Below are 22136 nucleotides of genomic sequence, written 5' to 3'. Positions count from 1 at the left end.
TCGCCGACGCCGAGGACCCCGAGGCCATGCGGACCCGCATGGTCAAGGAGTACAAGGCCGAACTCATGCACCCCTACTACGCCGCCGAGCGCGGCCTGGTCGACGACGTCATCGACCCCGCCGAGACCCGCGAGGTCCTGATCGCCTCACTGGCCATGCTCCGCACCAAGCACGCAGACCTGCCGTCCCGCAAGCACGGCAACCCCCCGCAGTAGTCCGCAGCCTGCCGAGAAGACGGAGAGACACCCATGACCACTGCCGCCGAGTCCGTGCTGCGCGTCGAGAAGGGTCTGGCAGACCCCGAGGAGCTGGCCGCCATAACCGCGGTCCTGCTCGCCCGCGCAGCCTCCCAGCCCGCAGCCGCACCCGCCCACCGGGGCCGCGACACAGCCGGCTGGCGCCGCCTGGAGCGCACCCCCGGCTTCCGGGCCCCCCACAGCTGGCAGGGCTGACCCCTCCCGCCGTACGCCGAAGGCCCCGCACTCCGAGGAGTGCGGGGCCTTCGGCGTACCGGAAGCGCCTACCGCAGGCGCGCCATCAACGCATGCTCCACCAACGTGATCAGCGCACTCTTCGCATCCGCCCGATGCCGCGCATCCGTGGTGAGAATCGGCGTGTCCGGTCCGATCTGAAGTGCTTCGCGGACTTCGTCGGGGGTGTAGGGCTGGTGTCCGTCGAAGCCGTTGAGGGCGATGACGAAGGGGAGTCCGCTGTTCTCGAAGTAGTCGACGGCGGGGAAGCAGTCGGCGAGGCGGCGGGTGTCGACGAGTACGACGGCGCCGATGGCTCCGCGTACGAGGTCGTCCCACATGAACCAGAAGCGGTCCTGGCCGGGGGTACCGAAGAGGTACAGGATCAGGTCCTGGTCCAGGGTGATGCGTCCGAAGTCCATGGCCACCGTCGTGGTGGTCTTGTCCCCGGTGTGTGTGAGGTCGTCGATGCCCGCGGACGCGGACGTCATCACGGCTTCGGTGCGCAGCGGATTGATCTCCGAAACAGCACCGACAAACGTGGTCTTACCCACGCCGAAGCCCCCTGCCACCACGATCTTCGCCGAGGTAGTGGAGCGGGCCGCTCCGCCGCTAGAGCTTGCGAAGTCCACTGAGCACCCTTTCGAGCAGTGTCACATCTGGCTGGCCGCCGGCGGACTCTTCGCCGCCGGGCTGGTGGATAGCGACGAGTCCGGCCTCAGCCAGGTCGGCTACGAGGATCCGGGCAACGCCGAGAGGGATCGAGAGCAGGGCCGAAATCTCGGCCACTGACTTGATCTCGATGCACAGCCGGCAGATCCGCTGGTGCTCGGGCAACTGCCCTTGCAGCCGGGACGGATCAGCCGTCGTACTGACCAACGCCTCAATGGCAAGTTGGTAGCGCGGTCGGGTCCGTCCACCTGTCATGGCGTACGGACGAACGAGCGGATTGTGCGCGGCGGGAGCGGCCGGCTCGGGGGTCCACCGCGGCTGCACCGGCTCGATACGGGGCGGCGGCTGCGGGGAGTCGTACCGGTGCGGGCGCTGCGGCCGCTGGGGCTGTTGCGGTTGCTGGGGCCAGTCGTCCGAACCGCGTGCGTCCTGGTGCGGCCAGTCGTCGGTGCCCTGGGTACGCCGGGGCTGCCGGAACGGCTGAAAAGGCTGCTGTCCGCCCTGTCTGCCGGGCGGAGAGGGGAAGTCGAAGCCATCGCCCCTGTGCTCACCCGGTACCTGCTGACCACCGTTGAACTGGTGCCCGCCTGGGGGTGTACCCACGATTCCTCCTCCGCCTGCCGGTCCCGGTCCCAGTGGGTCCGCGCCACCGCACCCTATGGCGCGGTGACGCGAAACGCACTGTCTGTCTACTAGTTAAGAAGGCTTCCCTGAAGTTCGGCGCGGAGGTCCGGGGTGAGGACACCGCCCGCGCGATCCACCAGAAGGGCCATTTCGTACCCAACCAGACCGATATCGGCGTCCGGGTGTGCGAGAACGGCCAAGGAAGATCCGTCGGAGACGGACATGATGAAGAGGAATCCTCGCTCCATCTCCACAACTGTCTGATTCACGGCGCCGCCCTCGAAGATCCGCGAGGCGCCCGCGGTCAGCGAGGTCAGACCGGAGGCGACGGCCGCCAGCTGGTCGGCGCGGTCACGCGGAAATCCCTCGGACATCGCCAGCAGGAGTCCGTCGGCGGAGACCACCACCGTGTGCGACACCCCGGGGGTGTTGTCCACGAAGTTGGTGATCAACCAGTTCAGATTCTGCGCCGCCTGGCTCATCGGGCTCACACTAACGCTCCTGGTTGTAGGTATTACTGCTGTCCGAACCCGCGTTACGTCCCCGCAGGACACCCCGTCGCAGGTTGCTCAACCTGCCACGCACGTCCTCCGGGGCGCGGGAGACCTGGGGGCCGCCCTGCTGGGTCTGCTCGGCCGTGCCCTCGACCAGGTTGGCCTTGGGGACGCGCCGGGGAAGACCGGAGGGGGTGACCCCGCCCGCCTTCGGGTCCCGGAGCTGCTCGGCCCGCTCCCAGCGCTCGTCGTTCGCCGACCGCCAGTCGTCCGTTCCGTCCGTACCGTCCGCGCTGTCCGCACCGTCCGGGTTCTGCTGTGCCGGCACGGGCTGCTGCGGCGGCTCCGGCCGCTGCGGCAGCTCCTGCGCGGCGGCGGGCCGTTCGTTCCCGCGCCCGGTGGGCTGCCAGTGCTGCTGGCCGCCCCGGCGCGGCAGACCGGCCTCCGTCATCTCGTGGCCGGCGTTCGGCACGGGGCCCGGACGGTCGAAGCCTACGCTGTCCCGCGATTCGGCGGGGGCGCTCCCAGCAGATTCCGGTTCTGCCTGGACCGGGGCTTCGTAACCACCCTGGTAGCCGCCCTGATCCGGCCACTCCTCCTGCTGGGGCTGGGTGGCGTACTGCCCGTCGTAAGCCTGCTGAGGTGTCCCGGGGGCCGGGTATGCCGACTCCGGATAGCCATTCTGCCGCTGGTAGTCGGGCTGTTGGACGTAGCCGGTGTCACCGCGGAACGGGTCGTAGCCGCCCTCGTACGCCGACTGTCCGTACTGCTGCTCCTGCTGCCCGTCCTGCTGCTGCGGCTCCGGGGCGTACTGGCCGTCCTGCCGGAGTTCCAGCGCGTACGGGTCCGCGGCGGCGTAGGGGGCCTCCTCGTACGCCGCCGGCGCGTACTGCTCCTGGGACTGGGACTCCTGCTGCGGGAACGCCGACTGCTCCCCGGCACCGGTCTGCGTCTCCAGGGCCGCGCGGCGCTCCTCGCGCATCAGTGAGCGGCCCACCGGGTCGAGCTGCGCGGCTTCCTCCGAGGCCTCGCTGTAGCGGGAGTCGTCGAAGCCGAGCTCGGCCGCCGTACGCAGCTGCGGCTGGAGCGGCGGCGCGTCGAACGCCTGCTGCTGCGGAATGATCGAGGAGACCGTGAAGTCGTCCTGCGAGGGCGCGCCCTCGCCACCGCCACCGTGGGTGATGGCGTCGGGCAGCATGACCAGCGAAGTGGTCCCGGCCTGCTCGCCCGAGGGGCGCAGCTGGACCCGGATGCCGTGCCGGTCGGCGAGCCGGCCGACCACGAACAGGCCCATGCGCTGGGAGACCGCGGCGTCGACCGTCGGCGGGTTGGCCAGCTTGTGGTTGATGTCGGCGAAGTCCTCCGCGGTGAGGCCGATGCCCTTGTCGTGGATCTCGATCATCACCCGGCTGTCCGGCAGCCGGGTCGCGGTGACCCGCACCTTGGTCTGCGGCGACGAGAACGTCGTGGCGTTCTCCAGCAGCTCGGCCAGCAGGTGGACGAGGTCGGTGACGGACTGGCCGTGGATCTCGCTCTCCGGTACCCCGGAGAGCTCGATGCGTTCGTATGACTCCACCTCGGAGGAGGCGGCGCGCAACACGTCCACCAGCGGCACCGGCTGGTTCCAGCGGCGGCCGGGCTCCTCGCCGGCGAGGACGAGGAGGTTCTCGCCGTTGCGGCGCATCCGGGTCGCGAGGTGGTCCAGCCGGAAGAGGCTCTCCAGCTGGTCCGGGTCGGCCTCGTTGTTCTCCAGGTCGGTGATGAGGGTCAGCTGGCCCTCGATGAGCGACTGGTTGCGGCGCGACAGGTTGGTGAAGATCGCGTTGACGTTGCCCCGCAGCATGGCCTGCTCGGCCGCGAGCCGGACCGCCTCGCGGTGTACCTGGTCGAAGGCGCGGGCGACCTCGCCGATCTCGTCCTGGCTGTTGATCGGGATCGGCTGCACCCGGGTGTCGACCCGGCCCGGGTCGGTCCGGGACAGCTGGTCGACGAGGGAGGGCAGCCGCTGCTCCGCGATACCGAAGGCGGCGTTGCGCAGCCGGCGCATCGAGCGGCTCATCTGGCGGGCCACGAGCCCGGCCAGGACGAACGCGGCCAGCAGGGCGACGATCACGATCGCGGCGTTGACGATGGCGTCGGTACGGGCGCCGGACGAGATGTCCGCCGCCTCGGTCACGGCCTTGTCGACGAGCTCTTCCTCGACCGTGGTGTACCCGTCGAACTTCGCGGTGGCCGCGGCCATCCAGGTCTCGGGGGTGATCCCCTTCGCCTTGAGCTCGGCGGGGGTGCGGCCCAGCCCGAGCTGCTGGGCCATGCCGTCGTAGACCGAGCCGTTCACGGTGGGCGGCGTCACGAACGGGACACCCGCCGCGTCGGCCTTCGCCTTGGCGGCCTTGACCTGGTCGGCGCCCTCGGCCGCCTTGCCCGCCATGACCTTCTTCAGCCGCGCCGCGTCGGCCTCCGTACCACCGGAGACGAACTCACCGAGGGCGATCTGCTCCAGGTAGTTGTACGAGCCGAAGGCCTTGACCTGGTCGTTGAACTTGCCCTTCTGCTGGCTCGGCCGTACCAGCAGGTGCATGCCGATGGAGCGCTGAAGCGATTCTGCAGCCTTGGCCAGCTCGATCGCGTAGACGGTACGGCCGTAGCTGGTGATGTTGCCGGTGCCGAGACCGAGCTCGTTGCAGAACTCCATGAGGGAGTGCTGGACCTGGACGTAGCCCTCTTCGGTCTTCACCGGGTCCATGGCCTCGGCGTAGGCGGCCTTGCGCAGATCGGGAAGGGTGGGCTCCTCCAGCCGGAACAGCTTGAGGCGGCGCTCCAGGCCCGCCTTCTTCGGCATGTCCTGGACGGCCTTGTCGAACTTGTCGGCGGCGGCGTCGGTGGCGGCCCGTACCTCGGAGACGGCTGCCGCGTCACGCTTGTTGGAGAGCAGCGGCTGAGCGCTCAGGTCACGCTCGTCCAGCAGCGCCTGGCCGTACTCGGAGGCCGCCCGCACGATCAGCGCGGTCTTCTCGGCGTCCTGGGCCTCCTGCCAGGTGTCGATCGACCCCTTGACCTGGAAGCCGCCCATGACCAGCCCGACCAGTACGGGGATCAGGAGGATCGCGTTCAGCCGGGTGGGCACCCGCCAGTTGCGTGGGGACATCCGGCTGGTGCTGCCACCGGCCGGGGTCCCTTCGGACACGTCGGCGGACGACGCCGCGGCGCGCGGCGGGGTGAAGTTGCCCCGTTCCGGCTGCGCCGTGGAGCCCTCGTTGTTACGCCTCACTCGACCAACAACCTCTCGGCGTCGGCACCTACGTTGTGCCGTGTTTGTTCAGGGCCGTGCTACTCGGGAGTTCGTCGAATTGCAGCACGTGGAACGGCCGCGTTCCAAACAGTCGGGACCAGCGATTCCAAGTGGCGCAGGCCTCAGATAAAACGGGCATAAAGAACGAGCCCCGCCAAAAGGCGGGGCTCAGTTGAGCGCAGTGGTACCGCGCGTACGCATCGGGTGTCGACCGTGAGGTAATTCTCTTTCGAAACGTTATGAACACGGGGGCGGATCGTGTCAAAGGACACAGCCCGCCCCCGTGTGACTACTTTAACTGCCGTACGGCAATACCGACTTGTGCCTACTTGAGCCTTGCCATCAACGCGTGCTCCACCAGCGTGATCAGACCGCTCTTGGCGTCACCGCGGTGCCGGGCGTCGGTCGTGATGATCGGCGTGTCCGGTCCGATCTGAAGTGCTTCGCGGACTTCGTCGGGGGTGTAGGGCTGGTGTCCGTCGAAGCCGTTGAGGGCGATGACGAAGGGGAGTCCGCTGTTCTCGAAGTAGTCGACGGCGGGGAAGCAGTCGGCGAGGCGGCGGGTGTCGACGAGTACGACGGCGCCGATGGCTCCGCGTACGAGGTCGTCCCACATGAACCAGAAGCGGTCCTGGCCGGGGGTACCGAAGAGGTACAGGATCAGGTCCTGGTCCAGGGTGATGCGTCCGAAGTCCATGGCCACCGTCGTGGTGGTCTTGCCTCCGGTGTGTGTGAGGTCGTCGATGCCCGCGGACGCGGACGTCATCACGGCTTCGGTGCGCAGCGGATTGATCTCCGAAACAGCACCGACAAACGTGGTCTTACCCACGCCGAACCCGCCTGCCACCACGATCTTCGCCGAGGTGGTGGCACGGGCGGCACCGCCGCTAGAGCTTGCGAAGTCCACTGAGCACCCTTTCGAGCAGTGTCACATCCGGCGCGCCGCCGGCCTCTCCGTTGCCCGGCTGGTGGATGGCCACCATGCCGGCTTCCGCCAGGTCCGCGACGAGAATCCGGGCCACGCCGAGCGGCATCGACAGCAGGGCCGACACCTCGGCCACCGACTTGACCTCGCGGCACAGGTGGCAGATCCGCTGGTGCTCGGGGAGCAGCGTTCCCAGGTGTGCGGGGTCGGCCGTGGTGCTGACCAGGGCCTCTATCGCTAGCTGGTAGCGCGGTCGGGTCCGGCCGCCGGTCATGGCGTACGGACGAACCAGCGGCTGGTCGCCTTCACCTTCGTACGACGCGTGGTTCAGCGCGCCGTACGGATCGGGTGAGGCGGGTGGCGGGGTCATGAATCCTCCGGGCGTGACAGCAGGATGTCGGCTTGCCGTCGGAAGGGGCCGGTGGGGGGCTGTAAGCGGCCGGACGGGCGAGGGTTGATTGCAGTACCTGGGGTAATCGTCTGTGTCACCGATTCACGGCCGCCTAGTGGAGCAGGCTGCCCTGGAGCTCGGCGCGGAGGTCCGGGGTGAGGACGGTGCCCGCCCGGTCGACCAGAAGCGCCATTTCGTACCCGACCAGACCGATGTCGGCGTCCGGATGGGCGAGTACGGCAAGGGAGGAACCGTCGGAGACGGACATCAGGAAGAGGAACCCGCGTTCCATCTCCACCACGGTCTGGCTGACGGCGCCGCCTTCGAAGATCCGGGAGGCGCCCGCGGTCAGCGAGGTCAGACCGGAGGCGACGGCCGCCAGCTGGTCGGCGCGGTCGCGCGGGAAACCTTCGGACATCGCCAGCAGCAGGCCATCCGCGGAGACCACCACCGTGTGCGACACCCCGGGGGTGTTGTCCACGAAGTTGGTGATCAGCCAGTTCAGATTCTGCGCGGCCTGACTCATCGGGCTCAACTAACGCTCCTGCTGGTGAGTGGGGCCGATGGGGAAACTGCCGGTCGACTGACCGTTGTTGGCCTGACGCCCCTGCTGAATGCCCCGGCGGAGATTGGTAAGACGCCCGCGCACATCATCGGGCGCACGCGAGACCTGGGGACCGGACTGGTGGTTCTGCTGCTGGGCGGTGCCCGGCACCAGATTGGCACGCGGTACCCGGCGAGGCAGACCGGAAGTGGTAATTCCGCCTGCTGCGGGCTTCTTCACCCGCTCCGCCTGCCGGACGAGTTCGTCGTTCGGCGAGGCGCGCCAGGAGCTTGTGACGCCGTTGGTGTCGCCCGGTCCGCGCTGCGGTGCGGGCGGAGCGGGACGCTCTTCGGCGGGCTGCTGCTGAGGGAAGCCGGGTGCCTGCGGCGCGGCGGGCTGCTGCTGGTTCGGCTGCTGCCCGTACTGCTGGCCCTGCTGCTGCCCGTTCTGCTGCTGCCCGTTCTGGTGCTGGCCGTTCTGCTGCGGACCGTGGAACCAGTTGGTCTCCAGCGTGTCGTACAGCGGCGTACGGCCGTCGCCGGGCCCGGAGGCCGGCGGAAGCGCCTCGGGCTGCTGGGGCTGCTGCGGCAGGGCCGGCCGGTACTGCGGGTCCTGCGGCGCGACGGGCGGCCGCGGAGCACCGAAGTCCTCGTTGCCCCGGTCGCGCCGGACGAGGCCGGGCCGGCCCTGTCCCGGGCCCTGTCCCTGACCCTGGTCCTGCGGCCGGCCGAAGTCGGGGCGCGGGAACTGCGCGGTGCTCGCCGGGTCCGGCGTCTGCGCACCCGGAGCGGGCGCCGAGAAGTCCGGACGGGCGAACTCCGAAGTGGAGCCCGGTCCCTGCCGGTCGTCCATCGGGCGGCGAGGGGTGAGCGGCGGCGGGCTCAGCGGCCGCTGGAACTGGTTGGTGGACTCGGGCTCCTCGTGGCCACGGGGGGCGTCGAGCGGGGAGCGCTGCTGCGGTGCGGACTGCTCCTCCGCGCCCCAGCTGGTGGCCTGCGGGCGCTGCGGAGCGGGGAAACCCCTGTTGGGCGCGGACGGCGCGGGGTTGCCACCGGGCAGCTCCGCACGCGGACCGCCGACCGGGGGCAGCTGGCGGCCGTTGTCGCCGGGGCCGCCGGGCTGCTGGAAGCCGCCGCCCTGGCCCGCCGGGTTCTGCCGGCCGGGGCCGTTGCCCTGTCCGTTGCCCTGGCCCTGGCCGTTCTGCTCCGGACGACGCTGACCGAACAGGCTGCCCTGACCCGAGTCCGTACGCCCGGCGCCGCCGCCCTGGCCGCGGGCGCCCAGCCGGGCACCGCCGCCGAAGGCGCCGGAGAGGCCGCCGCCCTGACGCGGCGGCTCCTGGCGTGAGCCGTCCTGCGGCTGCCGGGCCTGCGGGCCGGTGCCGGAGAGCCCGGCGCTCTGGAAGTCGGAGCCCTGGAAGTCGGAGCTCGGCTGACCGGGCCGGCCGTTCGGCGCACCCGGTCCGTTCTGGCCGGGCTGTCCCGGCTGTCCCGGCTGGCCCTGCGGGTTCTGGGACCGGGCGGCGGTGTCCCGGGCGGGCAGCGCGGCGCGCGGACCGGAGCCCGCACCGACCTGACCGCGGGTGGCACCCGGGCCGGCCGGGAGCCGTCCGCCGGGCGCCGGCTGGGCGCTGTCCAGGCCGGGGCGCGGCGCGGGTGCGCCGCCGGCGAGCAGGCCGCCGGGAGCGGGCTGCTGGCCCTGGGCCTGCTTCGGCACCGGCATCTTGCCGCCGTGCGCGACATCGACGGGGAGCATGACCAGCGCGGTCGTGCCCCCGGAGTCGGAGGGCCGCAGCTGAATACGGATGCCGTGACGCAGGGACAGCCGGCCGACCACGAACAGACCCATGCGGCGGGAGACCGAGACGTCCACGGTGGGCGGCGAGGCGAGCCGCTCGTTGATCGCCGCGAGGTCCTCGGGGGAGAGGCCGATACCCGTGTCGTGGATCTCGACGAGCACCCGGCCGTCGGGCAGCGCGTGACCGGTGACCCGGACCTTGGTCTGCGGCGAGGAGAACGACGTGGCGTTCTCCAGCAGCTCGGCGAGGAGGTGCACGAGGTCGTTGACGACCCGGCCGGCGACCTCGGTGGCGGGCACCGCGGCCAGCTCGATGCGCTCGTACTGCTCCACCTCCGAGGCGGCGGCACGGAGCACGTCGACCAGCGGCACCGGACGCGTCCACCGGCGGCCCGGCTCCTCGCCCGCGAGGACGAGGAGGTTCTCGCCGTTACGGCGCATACGGGTCGCGAGGTGGTCGAGCTTGAAGAGCGAGGACAGCTGGTCCGGGTCGGCCTCGCGCGACTCCAGCTCGGAGATGAGCGAGAGCTGACGCTGGATGAGGCCCTGCGAACGGCGCGAGAGGTTGGTGAACATCGCGTTGACGTTGCCCCGGAGGAGGGCCTGCTCGGCGGCGAGACGGACGGCCTCGCGGTGCACGTCGTCGAAGGCCGCGGCGACCTTGCCGATCTCGTCACGGGAGTGCACACCGACGGACTCGACCGAGGTGTCGACGTCCTGCGGGTCGGCCTCGGAGAGCTGCTTGACGAGCTCCGGCAGCCGGTCCTGGGCGACGCGGGTGGCCGTGTCCTGGAGCCGGCGCAGCGAGCGGATCATCGACCGGGCGACGACGAAGGCGCCGACCAGCGAGACACCGAGCACCAGCAGGATGAGCGCACCGGAGATGATCGCCTCGCGCTGGGACTCGTCGCGCAGTTCGCGCGCCTTGCCCTCCATGTCGCTGAGGAGCGTCTCCTCGATCTGCTTCATGGCCTGGATCTTGGTGGAGTCCTGGTCGTACCAGTCGAGGTACGAACGCCGGGCCGTCCCGGTCATGCTGGTCGGGCTGTCGAGCACCTTCTTGGCGTAGGTGTCGGCCGCCTTGATCTCGGGGTTGCCCTCGTCGAGCGTGGCGGTCAGCTCGGCCGCGCTGTTGCCGGTGGTCGTGTAGATCAACTCGAACGAGCGACGCGCCAGTTCTTCCTTGCGCAGCGCCGCCAGGCCGAACTGCCGGTCGTTCGAATCGAGCTTCGGCTGCTTGTCGTTGCCGCCCGGCAGCGCCGCGGCGATGATCGCGCGCTGCACCGAGGCGTACTCCTTGGCGGAGGAGAAGGCCGCCAGGGCGCGGGTCCGCTTGATCATCTCTGGGCTGCTGGTGGCCTGCGCCATGTCCTGCGAGAGGCTCAGCAGCGAGGTGATCAGCTGGCTGTACGCGTCGACGGTCTGGAGGCTCGGTGTGCCGTCGGCGAACGCCTGCTTGCGGATGTCGCGGATGCCGCCCAGCTGCGATGCGATCTGCTGGACGCTGGAGTGGATGCTCTCCAGCGCCTCGTCGCCCTCGGTGTCGCCGATGTCGTTCGTCGCGTCGAAGAAGGCCTTCTTGGCCCGGTCGGTCTTCTTCCGGGGCTCGGTGACCTTGAAGTCGTCGGCCGGAACTCCGTTGGACAGCGGGCCGGCCGACCGGTCGCGCTCCTCCTGGAGCGCCTGGGCCAGTGAGGTCGCCTGCTTGGTCATCTGGGTCAGCAGCTGCATGTGCTCCAGCTGCTGGATGTCGTTCATGGAGTCGTTGATGCGGAGGCCACCCAGGGTGGTCGCCGCGACCACGGGGAGGGCGAGCAGGGAGACCAGGCGCGTGCTGATGCGCCAGTTGCGCAGAGCTACCCGCGATCCGGTGTTGACCGGGCCCTGAGGCTTCGGTGACGCTGCCGCGTCGGCGTTGTCGCCCGACGGCGCGCCGGAGCGCTTGGCGCGGTCCGCGGTGTCGCCGGCCGCGGCCGGTCCGGGGTTCTGGGCGTGCTGGGGCGAGGAGCCGCGGTCGGTCCCGCCGCGCGGCTCCTGTTCAGCCGCTGCGCTGCCATCCCTCTTGAAACGTCCCTGCACTAGCGTCGCAACCTCTGGACCAGGCGTTCCCCCCGTCATGGACGGATGGAACGGTGTCGGCGTCGTGGGGCGTTGTACCGCCCCATGGTGGTCGTGAGTGACCGGCGTTCTTCCCCTTCCCGCCGCCACTCGGATCGGCGCTGCGTTGCGCCCCCTGCGCGCCGGCCTGAAACCTGCGGCGGTGCGTGGAATTCCAGCACAGAGCAGGATCTCCAACAAGGGCCAGGTACCGGGCTGTGACCTGGGTGACACGTTGTGATGGCCGCGTAACAAGCCGTGGAGCCGGTTCGCCGTCAAACCGGACTATTGAGGGTGAATCAGGTGACGGTGGCGGGTGTCCCAGACGACATGATCAGGAGCGGAATAGTTCATTCAGTGATGCAATGTCTGGTTTGACCGACCGGGTCGACCGCCCGGATTGAGGTAATTGTCGGGTCACTGGTGAGCAAACTCACATGATGATCGTCGTCTCTTCCTGGCTCCGGGAGGGAATTGGATGTTTAGCCTGACGCTTTACAGGGATGGCAGAACCGACAACCGGCGCCCCTCCGGTGGCGCCCCTACCGACAGGGTCCGAACGGCAGATGAAGACGACGATGATGTTCCGCAACATTGCCAACCCCCGGCGCACGACGCTGGCGCACCTCAAGGACGCCGAAGCGCTGCAGACACCGGAGCGGCCGGAGCACGCGCTCGACCTGCCGACGCAGACGGCCAACCCCCGCCGCACGATCCTCATGGTCGCCCCCGCCACCGCCACCGCCGCCGCGGAGTAATACGCGCGGCCTCCCCCCTCACCCGCGTTAGCCTGGAGCGTCAGTCTTCAAGCAACCCAGCAAGTGAGGGGCCACAGCTTCCCGTGCGCATCGCCAGGTTCTCCATCGACGGCAATGTCGCCTTCGGCGCCGTCGAGGGCGACGGGCCCGATGGTCTCGTCCTCGACATCATCAAGGGCATCCCGTACGCCGAGTTCGAGCTCTCCGGGACCAAGGTCCCGCTGAACAAGGTCCGGCTGCTGCCGCCCGTGCTCCCCAACAAGGTCGTGGCCATCGGCCGCAACTACGCGGAGCACGCCGCGGAACTCGGCAACGAGGTCCCCGACGTCCCCGTCGCCTTCTTCAAGCCCACCACCTCGGTGATCGGTTCCGGCGACGCCATCGAGTACCCCTCCTTCTCCGAAGAGGTGCACCACGAGGCCGAACTGGCCGTGGTCATCGGCCGGATGTGCCGCGAAGTGCCGCGCGAGCGGGTCAAGGACGTCATCTTCGGCTACACCTGCGCCAACGACGTCACCGCGCGTGACGCCCAGAAGCGCGAGAAGCAGTGGGCCAGGGCCAAGGGCTTCGACACGTCCTGCCCGCTCGGCCCCTGGGTGGAGACCGACCTCGACCCCGGCGACCTCGCCATCCAGGCCACGGTCAACGGCGAGCAACGCCAGCTGGGCCGGACGAGCGAGATGATCCGCTCCATCGAGGACCTGGTCGTCCACATCACGGAAGCCATGACGCTGCTCCCGGGCGACGTGATCCTCACCGGCACCCCCGCGGGGGTCGGCCCCCTGCATGTCGGCGACGAGGTCGCCGTCACCATCGAAGGCATCGGCACTCTCACCAACAAGGTGATCAAGCGTGGCTAACACCGACGTACGCGTACGTTTCTGTCCCTCCCCGACCGGCAACCCCCACGTGGGCCTGGTCAGGACGGCTCTCTTCAACTGGGCCTTCGCCCGTCACCACCGGGGCACCCTGGTCTTCCGCATCGAGGACACCGACGCGGCGCGCGACTCCGAGGAGTCGTACGAGCAGCTCCTCGACTCGATGCGCTGGCTCGGTCTCGACTGGGACGAGGGCCCCGAGGTCGGCGGCCCGCACGCCCCGTACCGCCAGTCGCAGCGGATGGACATCTACCGGGACGTCGCCGAGAAGCTCCTCGCCGCCGGTCACGCGTACCACTGCTACTGCACGACCGAGGAGCTCGACACCCGCCGCGACGCCGCCCGCGCCGCCGGCAAGCCGTCCGGCTACGACGGCCACTGCCGCGACCTGAGCGACGAGCGGAAGGCCGCGTACGAGGCCGAGGGCCGCACCTCGATCGTCCGCTTCCGGATGCCCGACGAGGCGATCACCTTCACCGACCTGGTCCGCGGCGACATCACCGTCCAGCCGGAGAATGTGCCGGACTACGGCATCGTCCGCGCCAACGGCGCCCCGCTCTACACGCTGGTCAACCCGGTCGACGACGCGCTGATGGAGATCACCCACGTCCTGCGCGGCGAGGACCTGCTCTCCTCCACCCCGCGCCAGATCGCGCTGTACCGCGCGCTCACCGAGCTGGGCATCGCCAAGGACACCCCCGCGTTCGGGCACCTGCCGTACGTCATGGGCGAGGGCAACAAGAAGCTCTCCAAGCGCGACCCGCAGGCCTCGCTCAACCTCTACCGCGAGCGCGGCTTCCTGCCCGAGGGGCTGCTCAACTACCTCTCGCTGCTCGGCTGGTCGATCGCGGAGGACCGCGACATCTTCGACATCGACGAGATGGTCGCCGCCTTCGACATCGAGGACGTCAACGCCAACCCGGCCCGCTTCGACCTCAAGAAGTGCGAGCACGTCAACGCCGAGCACATCCGCCGGCTCGACGTGAAGACCTTCACCGAGGCCTGCGGCCCCTGGCTGAAGGCTCCGTTCGCCCCCTGGGCCCCGGAGGCCTTCGACGCGGACCTGTTCGCGACGATCGCCCCGCACGCCCAGACCCGCGTCACGGTCCTCTCCGAGATCACGGCCAACGTCGACTTCCTCTTCCTCGACGAGCCCGCGACCGACGAGGCGTCCTGGAACAAGGCGATGAAGGAGGGCTCCGACGCCCTGCTCGTGACGGCCCGCGCCAAGCTGGCCGACGCCGAGTGGAACGCGGACGCACTGAAGAACGCCATCCTCGCCGCCGGTGAGGAGCACGGCCTGAAGCTCGGCAAGGCGCAGGCGCCGGTCCGCGTCGCCGTCACCGGCCGCACGGTCGGCCTGCCGCTCTTCGAGTCCCTGGAGATCCTGGGCCGCGAGAAGACCCTGGCCCGGGTGGACGCCGCACTGGCGAAGCTCACCGCCTGACCGCCCGAGCAGGCCGCTGATCACACGAGCCGGCTCTCCGCCCGCTACTGGTGCTTGGCCACCCGCAGCAGGTGGAGGGCCGGCTCCGGCAGTTCGTGGCCCTTGGGCCAGACCGCGTGCAGGACGCGTTGCAGCCGGACGGCCGGGGTGACCTCTACCTCGACCAGACGGCCCGCTGCCACGTCCTCGCGCACGGCGAGCGCGGAGAGAACGGCCGGCGCTAGCCCCCGGGCGGCGGCGCTGCGCAGCGGGGCAGTGGAGCCGAGCTCAAGGACCGGCACGGCGACGCCGTCGTACGCGCGCAGCGCCCGCTCCAGCGTCTCCCGGGTGCCGGAGCCCGCCTCGCGCAGCAGCAGCGGGGTGTCGGCCAGCTCGCGTCCGGTCAGGGCGGTGCGGCGCCGGGTCCAGGGGTGACCGGGGGCAACGACGACCGCGAGCCGGTCACGCCCGACCGCCGAGCGGTGCAGGTCGTCGGGGACCCTGGGCCCCTCGATGAATCCCAGATCGCAGCCGCCGCGCCGCAGTGCCTCGACCACGCCCCAGCTGTTGGTCACCGTCAGCCCGACGTGGGCGTCGGGGGCGCTCTCCCGCAGGGTGACGAGCCAGCCGGGCATCAGCTCCTCCGCGATGGTCAGACTGGCGGCGACCCGCAGCCGGCTGTCCTGCCGGGAACGCAGCGCGGCGGCGCCCTCGACCAGCGCGGCGGCCCCTTCGAGCACCGTCCGCGCCCAGTCGGTCACCACCGCTCCGGCCGGGGTCAGCCGGGACCCCGCGGTGGAGCGGTCCAGCAGCTGGAGCCCGAGACGGCGCTCCAGCGTGCGCATCCGGGCACTGGCCGACGGCTGGCTGATGAGCAGCCGCGTCGCCGCCCGCCCCAGGCTGCCGGTCTCCGCCACGCTGACGAGCAGCTGCAACGACTGCAGATCGGGCAGCGGCAGCTGCCCGAGGTCCCGGTTCCCGCCGTGCTCGCTCACAGTGAAACCCTCATAGGAAAACCTTCATAGGGCAACCCTATGACCTGGGCTCCGGTTCGTGTCTACCGGGCGACGGGGTACCGGACCACGCTGGTGATCATGACTCTGGACACCGAACACTCCTGGTCGCCGCCCGTGCGACAGCCGGCGAAGCCGTCATCCGGGGGTGGCGCGTCCACGCCGGGCCCGGTGCGCCGCAACGCCCCCGGCCTCGCGCTGGCCGGCATCGGGCTCGCGCTGGCCGAGGGGGTGCACGCCCTGCTGCCCGCCGTGCCGATGCTGACGGCGGCGGTGGTGCTCGGAGTCCTGGCGGCGCACCTTCCCGGCGTGCGGCCCTTCGTACGCGGCCGGGGCAGGGTGGGGCTCTCGACGGCCGGCAAGCGGCTGATGCGCGCGGGCATCGTGCTGCTCGGGCTCAAGCTCAGCGTCGGAGACGTCCTCGGGCTCGGCTGGGCGACCGTGGCCATGGTGTTCGGCGTCGTCCTGGTGGCCTTCTTCGGCATCTGGTGGCTCGGCCGGAAGCTCGGGCTGCCCGGCGACCAGCCGCTGCTGATCGCCACCGGCTACTCGATCTGCGGAGCCTCCGCGATCAGCGCCGTCAGCGGCGCGCTCGGCAAGGAGGACGACGACGAGCGGCTCGCCGCCGATGTGGCGACCTCGGTCGCGCTGGTCACCCTGTGCGGGACCCTCGCCATCGCCGTACTGCCGCTGCTGCACCACCCGCTGGGCCTGGACACCGTGCAGTTCGGCCGCTGGGTGGGCGCCGGCGTGCACGACGTCGGCCAGGTCGTGGCCACCGCGCAGACGGCCGGGCCGACCGCGCTCGGCGAGGCCGTGCTCGTCAAGCTGATCAGGGTGGCGATGCTCGCACCCCTGGTCGCCGGGGTCGCCGTGGCCTACCGCCGACGGGCGCGCGGGGCATCCGGTGACCGGCAGCGCGCGGCCGGGCGCCGCCCTGCCGTGGTGCCGCTGTTCCTGATCGGCTTCCTCGCGATGACGGCCCTGCGCAGCACGGGCCTGCTGTCCGCCGGAGTACTCGACGCCGCGGCCACCGCGCAGGAACTGCTGCTGGCCGCCGCGCTCTTCGGCCTCGGCACCGCCGTCCACCTGCCGACGCTCGCCCGCTCCGGAGCCAGGACCGCCGTTCTCGGCCTCGCCTCCTGGGTGGTCATCGCGGCGGCGAGCTACGGCGGTGTGCTGCTCACCACCTGAGCGGGCGCGGAGGGGGCGGTAGCGTGGTCGTATGCCGATCCGAGCAGTGCTCTGGGACATCGACGACACGATCTTCGACTACACGGGCGCCGACCGCGTCGGCATGCGCCGGCATCTGGAGAACGAGGGCCTGCCCGCCGGGTACGCGTCCGCCGATGGGGCCCTCGACGCGTGGCGGGCGATCACCGATGTGCAGTGGGAGCGTTTCGCCGCGGGGGAGACCGACTTCCAGGGGCAGCGGCGCGAGCGGGTGCGTACGTTCCTGGGGCGGCCGCTCACGGACGCTGAGGCCGATGAGTGGTTCGCCCGGCACGCGAGTCATTACGAGGCCGCCTGGGCGCTCTTCCCCGATGCCGTGCCGGCCCTGGACCGGCTCGCGGACGGTTACCGCCATGCCGTGCTGTCGAACTCCAGCATCATCAACCAGGACCGCAAGCTGCGCGTCCTCGGGGTGCGCGACCGCTTCGAGGCCGTGGTGTGCGCCGTCGAACTGGGCATCTCCAAGCCGGAGGCCGGGGCGTTCCACGCCGCCGTCGAGGCCCTCGGGCTGGAGCCGCAGGAGGTCGTGTACGTGGGCGACCACCCCGACATCGACGCGGCCGGTGCGGTGGCGGCGGGGCTGAGTGGCATCTGGCTGGACCGGGAGGGGCGCGGCGGGCGGCCCGAACTGGCCCGGATCACCGGTCTGGATCAGCTCCCCGGGGTGCTGGCGCGCAATACCCGTTTTGGAGCGCCGGACACCTTCGGGTAATGTTCTTCCTGCGCCGCCCGAGCGGGCCGAAGGATCCGGTCGGGAAGCGCACACGGAAATAAGACCCACCAAGGGTTGCATTTCAGTGGGCTATGGTGTAATTGGCAACACTACGGTTTCTGGTACCGTCATTCTAGGTTCGAGTCCTGGTAGCCCAGCGCAGAGCTTCATCTGTACAACACGCCCCCGTTGTGTAGCGGCCTAGCACGCTGCCCTCTCACGGCAGTAGCGCCGGTTCGAATCCGGTCGGGGGTACAGATCCTTCCCGCGAGAACATCTGGGTCGCACCCACGCTCTCGATGCAGGATCGCTAGGGCCCCCGTTGTGTAGCGGCCTAGCACGCTGCCCTCTCACGGCAGTAGCGCCGGTTCGAATCCGGTCGGGGGTACTTGTAACACCATGGGCTATGGTGTAATTGGCAACACTACGGTTTCTGGTACCGTCATTCTAGGTTCGAGTCCTGGTAGCCCAGCGTAAAACAAACAAATCGCAGGACACACGCCCCCGTTGTGTAGCGGCCTAGCACGCTGCCCTCTCACGGCAGTAGCGCCGGTTCGAATCCGGTCGGGGGTACAAGTAGAGCAACAGGGCAGAAGGCCCCTCACTCCGGTGAGGGGCCTTCTGTCTGTGCGGACCCGGGTGCGTACGGCTCAGAGCCCGAACCGCCGGGCGGACTCCTCCTCCTGGGCCAGCCGCCGCAGAGCGGCGAGCAGCGGCTCGTACAGGACCGCGGAGGCGACCACGTGCTCCACCTGCTCCGCCTCGGTGGGGTAGGTCTCCATCATGTCCAGGTCCCGGACCGCCACTTGACGCATCAGCCGCGCGTGCTCCGCCAAGTAGTCGCCCTCGCAGGGATATCCGAGGCGGATGAGCGTGGCCAGTGACGCCACCAGGGACCGGTGGACGGGGGAGAGCGAACCGATCTCCTGGGCGCTCGTCCACCCCAACCGGTCCAGGAGCCGGTCGGCTTCGGCGCGTGCGGCCACCGTCTCCGGCGCCTCCTCGTCCGGTTCCGGACCGTGCGGGAGTGCCAGGACCTACTACGTCGTCCAGTGCTGGGAGTCGAGGGAGAAGCTGTACGTGTACGCGACGGCGCCCGACACGTTCCACCGCAAGGCGTGGGCGATGACCAACCGCAAGGAGAAGAAGTCCCGGCAGCACGTGGGGCTGTGGCACGAGGCCCATGTGGTGCCCGAGGGCGGCTACGAGTCCATCTACGCGGATATGCCGGCGTACGGACTGGCCGCGGCGACCGGGACACTGCCGGTCGAGAGCCGGGGGCGCCGGGCGGCCGACCGCTTCGCGCACCGTTCACCGGGTGAAGCCGGGTGAAGCCGGGTGCGGGGAGGCGGGGTGGGGCCGAGAGCTGATGTGAGGTTCTGAAGGGGCCGCCACGACGTTGGGGCGGCCGGTACCGGAGCGGTGCGGGGCGGTCCGGCTCAGCCGGTGCGGCGCAGCGCTTCGCTCAGCCGGGCGGCCGAGTCGATGATGGCCTGGGCGTGCATCCGGCCCGGGTGACGGGTCAGCCGTTCGATCGGCCCGGAGACCGAGACCGCCGCGACCACCCGGTTCGAGGGGCCGCGTACCGGCGCGGAGACCGAGGCGACGCCCGGTTCCCGCTCGCCGATCGACTGGGCCCAGCCCCGGCGCCGTACGCCGGAGAGCGCCGTCGCGGTGAAGCGGGCGCCCTGGAGGCCCCGGTGCAGGCGCTCCGGTTCCTCCCAGGCCATCAGGATCTGGGCGGAGGAGCCCGCCTTCATGGTGAGCGTGGAGCCGACCGGCACGGTGTCCCGCAGACCGGACAGCCGCTCCGCCGCCGCCACGCAGATCCGCATGTCGCCCTGCCGGCGGTAGAGCTGAGCGCTCTCCCCGGTGATGTCGCGAAGATGGGTGAGTACCGGTCCGGCCGTGGCGAGCAGCCGGTCCTCGCCCGCCGCCGCCGCGAGCTCCGACAGCCGGGGGCCGAGAATGAAGCGGCCCTGCATGTCCCTCGCCACCATGCGGTGGTGTTCCAGTGCCACGGCCAGCCGGTGGGCCGTGGGTCGTGCGAGCCCGGTCGCCGCGACCAGCCCGGCGAGGGTGGCCGGACCGGACTCCAGGGCGCTCAATACCAGAGCTGCCTTGTCGAGAACGCCGACGCCGCTAGAGTTGTCCATACGACGATACTCGCGTCTCACTCTGTGAAACGCAAGTTCAATTTTCCAGGGAAGTTGCGAACCTGTACGGGCGGCCCCACAACGGCCCGTAGCCACCGCCCCGCACGGGGGTCCGGACGGGGGCGCACCGAATCTCTAGTTGGGCCGGCGACGACGCCGGCCGGAGGGAAAGCGATGGGTAGGACACTCGCGGAGAAGGTTTGGGACGACCACGTCGTCCGGCGCGCCGAAGGCGAGCCCGACCTCCTCTTCATCGATCTGCACCTGCTGCACGAGGTGACCAGCCCGCAGGCCTTCGACGGTCTGCGGCAGGCCGGACGCCCGGTGCGGCGCCTCGACCTCACCATCGCCACCGAGGACCACAACACCCCGACCCTCGACATCGACAAGCCGATCGCGGACCCGGTCTCCCGCGCCCAGCTGGAGACCCTGCGCAAGAACTGCGCGGACTTCGGCGTCCGGCTGCACCCGCTGGGCGACGTCGAGCAGGGCGTCGTGCACGTGGTCGGTCCGCAGCTGGGGCTGACCCAGCCCGGCACCACGGTCGTCTGTGGCGATTCCCACACCTCCACGCACGGCGCGTTCGGCGCGCTGGCGTTCGGCATCGGCACCAGCCAGGTCGAGCACGTACTGGCCACCCAGACGCTGCCGCTGGCCCGCCCGAAGACGATGGCGATCACCGTCGAGGGTGAACTCCCCGACAGCGTCACCGCCAAGGACCTGATCCTCGCGATCATCACCAGGATCGGCACCGGCGGCGGCCAGGGCTACATCCTCGAATACCGCGGCTCCGCCATCGAGAAGCTCTCGATGGAAGCCCGGATGACCATCTGCAACATGTCGATCGAGGCCGGAGCGCGGGCTGGCATGATCGCCCCCGACCGAACCACCTTCGACTACCTCCAGGGCCGCGACCACGCCCCGCAGGGCGAGGACTGGGACGCCGCGGTGGCGTACTGGGAGACGCTGCGCACCGACGACGACGCGGTCTTCGACGCGGAGGTCGTCATCGACGCCGCCGAACTGGCGCCGTTCGTCACGTGGGGCACCAACCCCGGCCAGGGCGCCCCGCTCTCGGCCAACGTCCCCGACCCCGCTTCGTACGAGGACGCCTCGGAGCGCAACGCCGCGGAAAAGGCCCTGGAGTACATGGGGTTGACCGCCGGGCAGCCGCTGCGCGAGATCAACGTGGACACCGTCTTCGTAGGTTCCTGCACCAACGGCCGGATCGAGGACCTGCGCAACGCGGCCGCCGTCATGGACGGCCGTCAGGTCGCCGACGGGGTACGGATGCTGGTCGTCCCCGGCTCCGTGCGGGTCGCCCTGCAGGCCGTCGAGGAGGGCCTGGACAAGGTCTTCAAGGCCGCCGGCGCCGAATGGCGGCACGCGGGTTGCTCGATGTGCCTCGGTATGAACCCCGACCAGCTGGCCCCCGGCGAGCGCTCCGCCTCCACCTCGAACCGCAACTTCGAGGGCCGGCAGGGCAAGGGCGGCCGCACTCACCTGGTCTCCCCGCAGGTCGCCGCCGCCACCGCCGTGCTGGGCCATCTGGCCTCGCCGGCCGACCTGTCCGACGCCCGTACGCCCGCCGGAGTCTGAGAATCATGGAAGCTTTCACCACGCACACCGGCCGGGCCGTCCCGCTGCGCCGCAGCAACGTCGACACCGACCAGATCATCCCCGCCCACTGGCTGAAAAAGGTCACCCGGGACGGCTTCGAGGACGGACTCTTCGAGGCCTGGCGCAAGGACGAGAACTTCGTCCTCAACCGCCCGGAGCGCAAGGGTGCCTCGGTCCTGGTGGCCGGCCCCGACTTCGGCACCGGCTCCTCCCGTGAGCACGCCGTCTGGGCCCTGCAGAACTTCGGCTTCAAGGCCGTCATCTCCTCCCGGTTCGCCGACATCTTCCGAGGCAACTCGCTGAAGAACGGGCTGTTGACCGTGGTCCTCGACCAGCAGGTCATCGACGCCCTGTGGGAGCTGACCGAGGCCGACCCGACCGCGGAGGTCACGGTCGACCTGGAGAAGCGGCAGGTGCTCGCGGAGGGCGTCACCGCCGACTTCGAGCTCGACGAGAACGCCCGCTGGCGGCTGCTGAACGGGCTGGACGACATCAGCCTCACCCTGCAGAACGAACCGGACATCGCGGCCTACGAGGCGACCAGGCCGGCCCACAAGCCACGTACAATTCACGCCTGAGCAGCGCTTTTCCAGTACTGCGCCCCCTGCCTTCTGGTAGGGGGCGCAGTCGCTTGTTGAGACCCCGTCGGGCGACAACTCGCCCCAGATGGCACAATCGGTGCATGGAACGCGACAGCCAACTCAAGCTTTACGGCCAAGTCGCCGACCAATTGAAGGAAGCGCACTCACGAGTGCGTGCACTGCAAGTCCCGGAGAGCGTACGGATGGCGCTGTCCCGGAAGCTGCTGGTCGTCACGGCCGCGGCGAAGCACGATCTACCGGATGCGGCAAGGCGTCTGGACCGGTTGATGAAGGACCTCGATGAGGGCCGATTCCCCGAAGGTGACTGACTCTGCGGAACTGCGCAGCGGTCGACTTCGTTGCGGCACTAGGGTGATTAGCCCGTTTCGTGTTTGATTTGCGGTATATATCTGCCTAACGTGCGAAAAAGGCTTGAACACTTTCGTTCTGGCT

20 protein-coding genes, 5 tRNA genes and 2 pseudogenes are annotated in these 22136 nt (G+C 70.1%); 16 read left to right on the top strand and 11 right to left on the bottom strand.

Translation table 11 applies throughout. The features are described from left to right. Window positions 1–215: carboxyl transferase domain-containing protein (locus tag ACFVQ0_RS33150; protein WP_390092877.1), on the top strand; the 215-nt coding region annotated here is incomplete at its 5' end. Between the two features lie 33 nt (window positions 216–248). Further along, window positions 249–452, top strand: coding sequence for an acyl-CoA carboxylase subunit epsilon (locus tag ACFVQ0_RS33145; RefSeq protein ID WP_390092876.1), 204 nt, complete (start codon window positions 249–251; stop codon window positions 450–452). A 68-nt stretch (window positions 453–520) separates the two neighbouring features. Here ACFVQ0_RS33145 and ACFVQ0_RS33140 read toward each other — a convergent pair whose 3' ends face one another. The 8 genes from ACFVQ0_RS33140 to ACFVQ0_RS33105 form a co-directional block, all read right to left on the bottom strand. Beyond that, complete coding sequence (locus tag ACFVQ0_RS33140; RefSeq protein WP_014048542.1) at window positions 521–1102, bottom strand: ATP/GTP-binding protein; 582 nt, start codon at window positions 1100–1102, stop codon at window positions 521–523. Next, on the bottom strand, window positions 1083–1745 hold the full coding sequence (locus tag ACFVQ0_RS33135; RefSeq protein WP_390092875.1) for a DUF742 domain-containing protein: 663 nt from the start codon (window positions 1743–1745) through the stop codon (window positions 1083–1085). The genes ACFVQ0_RS33140 and ACFVQ0_RS33135 overlap by 20 nt, the downstream gene beginning before the upstream one ends. 89 nt (window positions 1746–1834) lie before the next feature. After that, entirely contained in the window at window positions 1835–2248 is a 414-nt protein-coding gene (locus ACFVQ0_RS33130; RefSeq protein WP_037779127.1) for a roadblock/LC7 domain-containing protein, read from the bottom strand. A 10-nt stretch (window positions 2249–2258) separates the two neighbouring features. Then, complete coding sequence (locus ACFVQ0_RS33125) at window positions 2259–5531, bottom strand: nitrate- and nitrite sensing domain-containing protein (protein ID WP_390092874.1); 3273 nt, start codon at window positions 5529–5531, stop codon at window positions 2259–2261. A gap of 346 nt (window positions 5532–5877) precedes the next feature. After that, window positions 5878–6459 carry an ATP/GTP-binding protein gene (locus tag ACFVQ0_RS33120; protein ID WP_073738725.1) on the bottom strand — a complete coding sequence of 194 codons (582 nt, stop codon included), beginning with the start codon at window positions 6457–6459 and terminating at the stop codon, window positions 5878–5880. Then, window positions 6440–6847: a DUF742 domain-containing protein gene (locus ACFVQ0_RS33115; RefSeq protein WP_073738726.1), complete on the bottom strand. Its 408-nt coding sequence runs from the start codon at window positions 6845–6847 to the stop codon at window positions 6440–6442. The genes ACFVQ0_RS33120 and ACFVQ0_RS33115 overlap by 20 nt, the downstream gene beginning before the upstream one ends. A 133-nt stretch (window positions 6848–6980) precedes the next feature. Next, a complete protein-coding gene (locus tag ACFVQ0_RS33110) occupies window positions 6981–7394 on the bottom strand; it encodes a roadblock/LC7 domain-containing protein (protein WP_024495006.1) in 414 nt (137 codons plus the stop codon). Between the two features lie 9 nt (window positions 7395–7403). After that, window positions 7404–11288 (bottom strand): nitrate- and nitrite sensing domain-containing protein, encoded by a 3885-nt coding sequence (locus ACFVQ0_RS33105; RefSeq protein ID WP_390092873.1) that lies wholly within the window; start codon window positions 11286–11288, stop codon window positions 7404–7406. Between the two features lie 584 nt (window positions 11289–11872). Between ACFVQ0_RS33105 and ACFVQ0_RS33100 the strand changes: the two genes are divergently transcribed. The 3 genes from ACFVQ0_RS33100 (at window position 11873) to gltX (ending at window position 14389) form a co-directional block, all read left to right on the top strand. Beyond that, complete coding sequence (locus ACFVQ0_RS33100) at window positions 11873–12064, top strand: hypothetical protein (protein ID WP_390092872.1); 192 nt, start codon at window positions 11873–11875, stop codon at window positions 12062–12064. Between the two features lie 83 nt (window positions 12065–12147). Then, window positions 12148–12924 (top strand): fumarylacetoacetate hydrolase family protein, encoded by a 777-nt coding sequence (locus ACFVQ0_RS33095; protein ID WP_389212586.1) that lies wholly within the window; start codon window positions 12148–12150, stop codon window positions 12922–12924. Further along, a complete protein-coding gene (gltX, locus tag ACFVQ0_RS33090; RefSeq protein WP_390092871.1) occupies window positions 12917–14389 on the top strand; it encodes a glutamate--tRNA ligase in 1473 nt (490 codons plus the stop codon). The genes ACFVQ0_RS33095 and gltX overlap by 8 nt, the downstream gene beginning before the upstream one ends. Window positions 14390–14433: 44 nt before the next feature. On the opposite strand, the gene ACFVQ0_RS33085 is transcribed toward gltX, so the two are convergent. After that, the gene (locus tag ACFVQ0_RS33085) at window positions 14434–15363 is read right to left on the bottom strand and encodes a LysR substrate-binding domain-containing protein (RefSeq protein WP_390092870.1); all 930 of its coding nucleotides are present in this window, start codon (window positions 15361–15363) and stop codon (window positions 14434–14436) included. Between the two features lie 99 nt (window positions 15364–15462). On the opposite strand from ACFVQ0_RS33085, the gene ACFVQ0_RS33080 reads away from it, so the two are divergent. From ACFVQ0_RS33080 to ACFVQ0_RS33050, 7 genes are all read left to right on the top strand, one after another. Then, window positions 15463–16575 (top strand): YeiH family protein, encoded by a 1113-nt coding sequence (locus tag ACFVQ0_RS33080; protein ID WP_390092869.1) that lies wholly within the window; start codon window positions 15463–15465, stop codon window positions 16573–16575. A gap of 31 nt (window positions 16576–16606) precedes the next feature. Next, the gene (locus tag ACFVQ0_RS33075; RefSeq protein WP_390092868.1) at window positions 16607–17326 is read left to right on the top strand and encodes an HAD family hydrolase; all 720 of its coding nucleotides are present in this window, start codon (window positions 16607–16609) and stop codon (window positions 17324–17326) included. 86 nt (window positions 17327–17412) lie between these two features. Further along, a tRNA-Gln gene (locus ACFVQ0_RS33070) sits at window positions 17413–17484 on the top strand. Window positions 17485–17508: 24 nt separating this feature from the next. Next, window positions 17509–17581 (top strand) — tRNA-Glu (locus tag ACFVQ0_RS33065). A 60-nt stretch (window positions 17582–17641) separates the two neighbouring features. Beyond that, window positions 17642–17714 (top strand) — tRNA-Glu (locus ACFVQ0_RS33060). Between the two features lie 12 nt (window positions 17715–17726). Beyond that, window positions 17727–17798 (top strand) — tRNA-Gln (locus ACFVQ0_RS33055). Window positions 17799–17826: 28 nt separating this feature from the next. Beyond that, window positions 17827–17899, top strand: a tRNA-Glu gene (locus ACFVQ0_RS33050). Between the two features lie 77 nt (window positions 17900–17976). On the opposite strand, the pseudogene ACFVQ0_RS33045 reads toward ACFVQ0_RS33050, so the two are convergent. After that, window positions 17977–18357: pseudogene (locus ACFVQ0_RS33045) on the bottom strand (transcriptional regulator); the annotation flags it as partial. Here ACFVQ0_RS33045 and ACFVQ0_RS33040 point away from each other — a divergent pair. Next, window positions 18353–18658 (top strand): annotated as a pseudogene (locus ACFVQ0_RS33040) (monooxygenase family protein); the annotation flags it as partial. The pseudogenes ACFVQ0_RS33045 and ACFVQ0_RS33040 overlap by 5 nt on opposite strands. Before the next feature lie 107 nt (window positions 18659–18765). Here the strand turns inward: ACFVQ0_RS33040 and ndgR are convergent. Then, entirely contained in the window at window positions 18766–19482 is a 717-nt protein-coding gene (gene ndgR, locus ACFVQ0_RS33035; RefSeq protein WP_024490257.1) for an IclR family transcriptional regulator NdgR, read from the bottom strand. Window positions 19483–19656: 174 nt separating this feature from the next. Here ndgR and leuC point away from each other — a divergent pair, with 174 nt between their 5' ends. The 3 genes from leuC (at window position 19657) to ACFVQ0_RS33020 (ending at window position 22012) form a co-directional block, all read left to right on the top strand. Further along, window positions 19657–21081, top strand: coding sequence for a 3-isopropylmalate dehydratase large subunit (leuC, locus tag ACFVQ0_RS33030; RefSeq protein ID WP_390092867.1), 1425 nt, complete (start codon window positions 19657–19659; stop codon window positions 21079–21081). Window positions 21082–21086: 5 nt separating this feature from the next. Beyond that, on the top strand, window positions 21087–21680 hold the full coding sequence (leuD, locus tag ACFVQ0_RS33025; RefSeq protein WP_390092866.1) for a 3-isopropylmalate dehydratase small subunit: 594 nt from the start codon (window positions 21087–21089) through the stop codon (window positions 21678–21680). A 104-nt stretch (window positions 21681–21784) separates the two neighbouring features. Continuing rightward, entirely contained in the window at window positions 21785–22012 is a 228-nt protein-coding gene (locus tag ACFVQ0_RS33020; protein WP_024490260.1) for a hypothetical protein, read from the top strand. Window positions 22013–22136 lie beyond the last annotated feature (124 nt).

Source organism: Streptomyces sp. NPDC057900, assembly GCF_042887885.1.
GTDB lineage: Bacteria > Actinomycetota > Actinomycetes > Streptomycetales > Streptomycetaceae > Streptomyces.
This window is presented reverse-complemented; position numbering and strand designations above follow the sequence as displayed.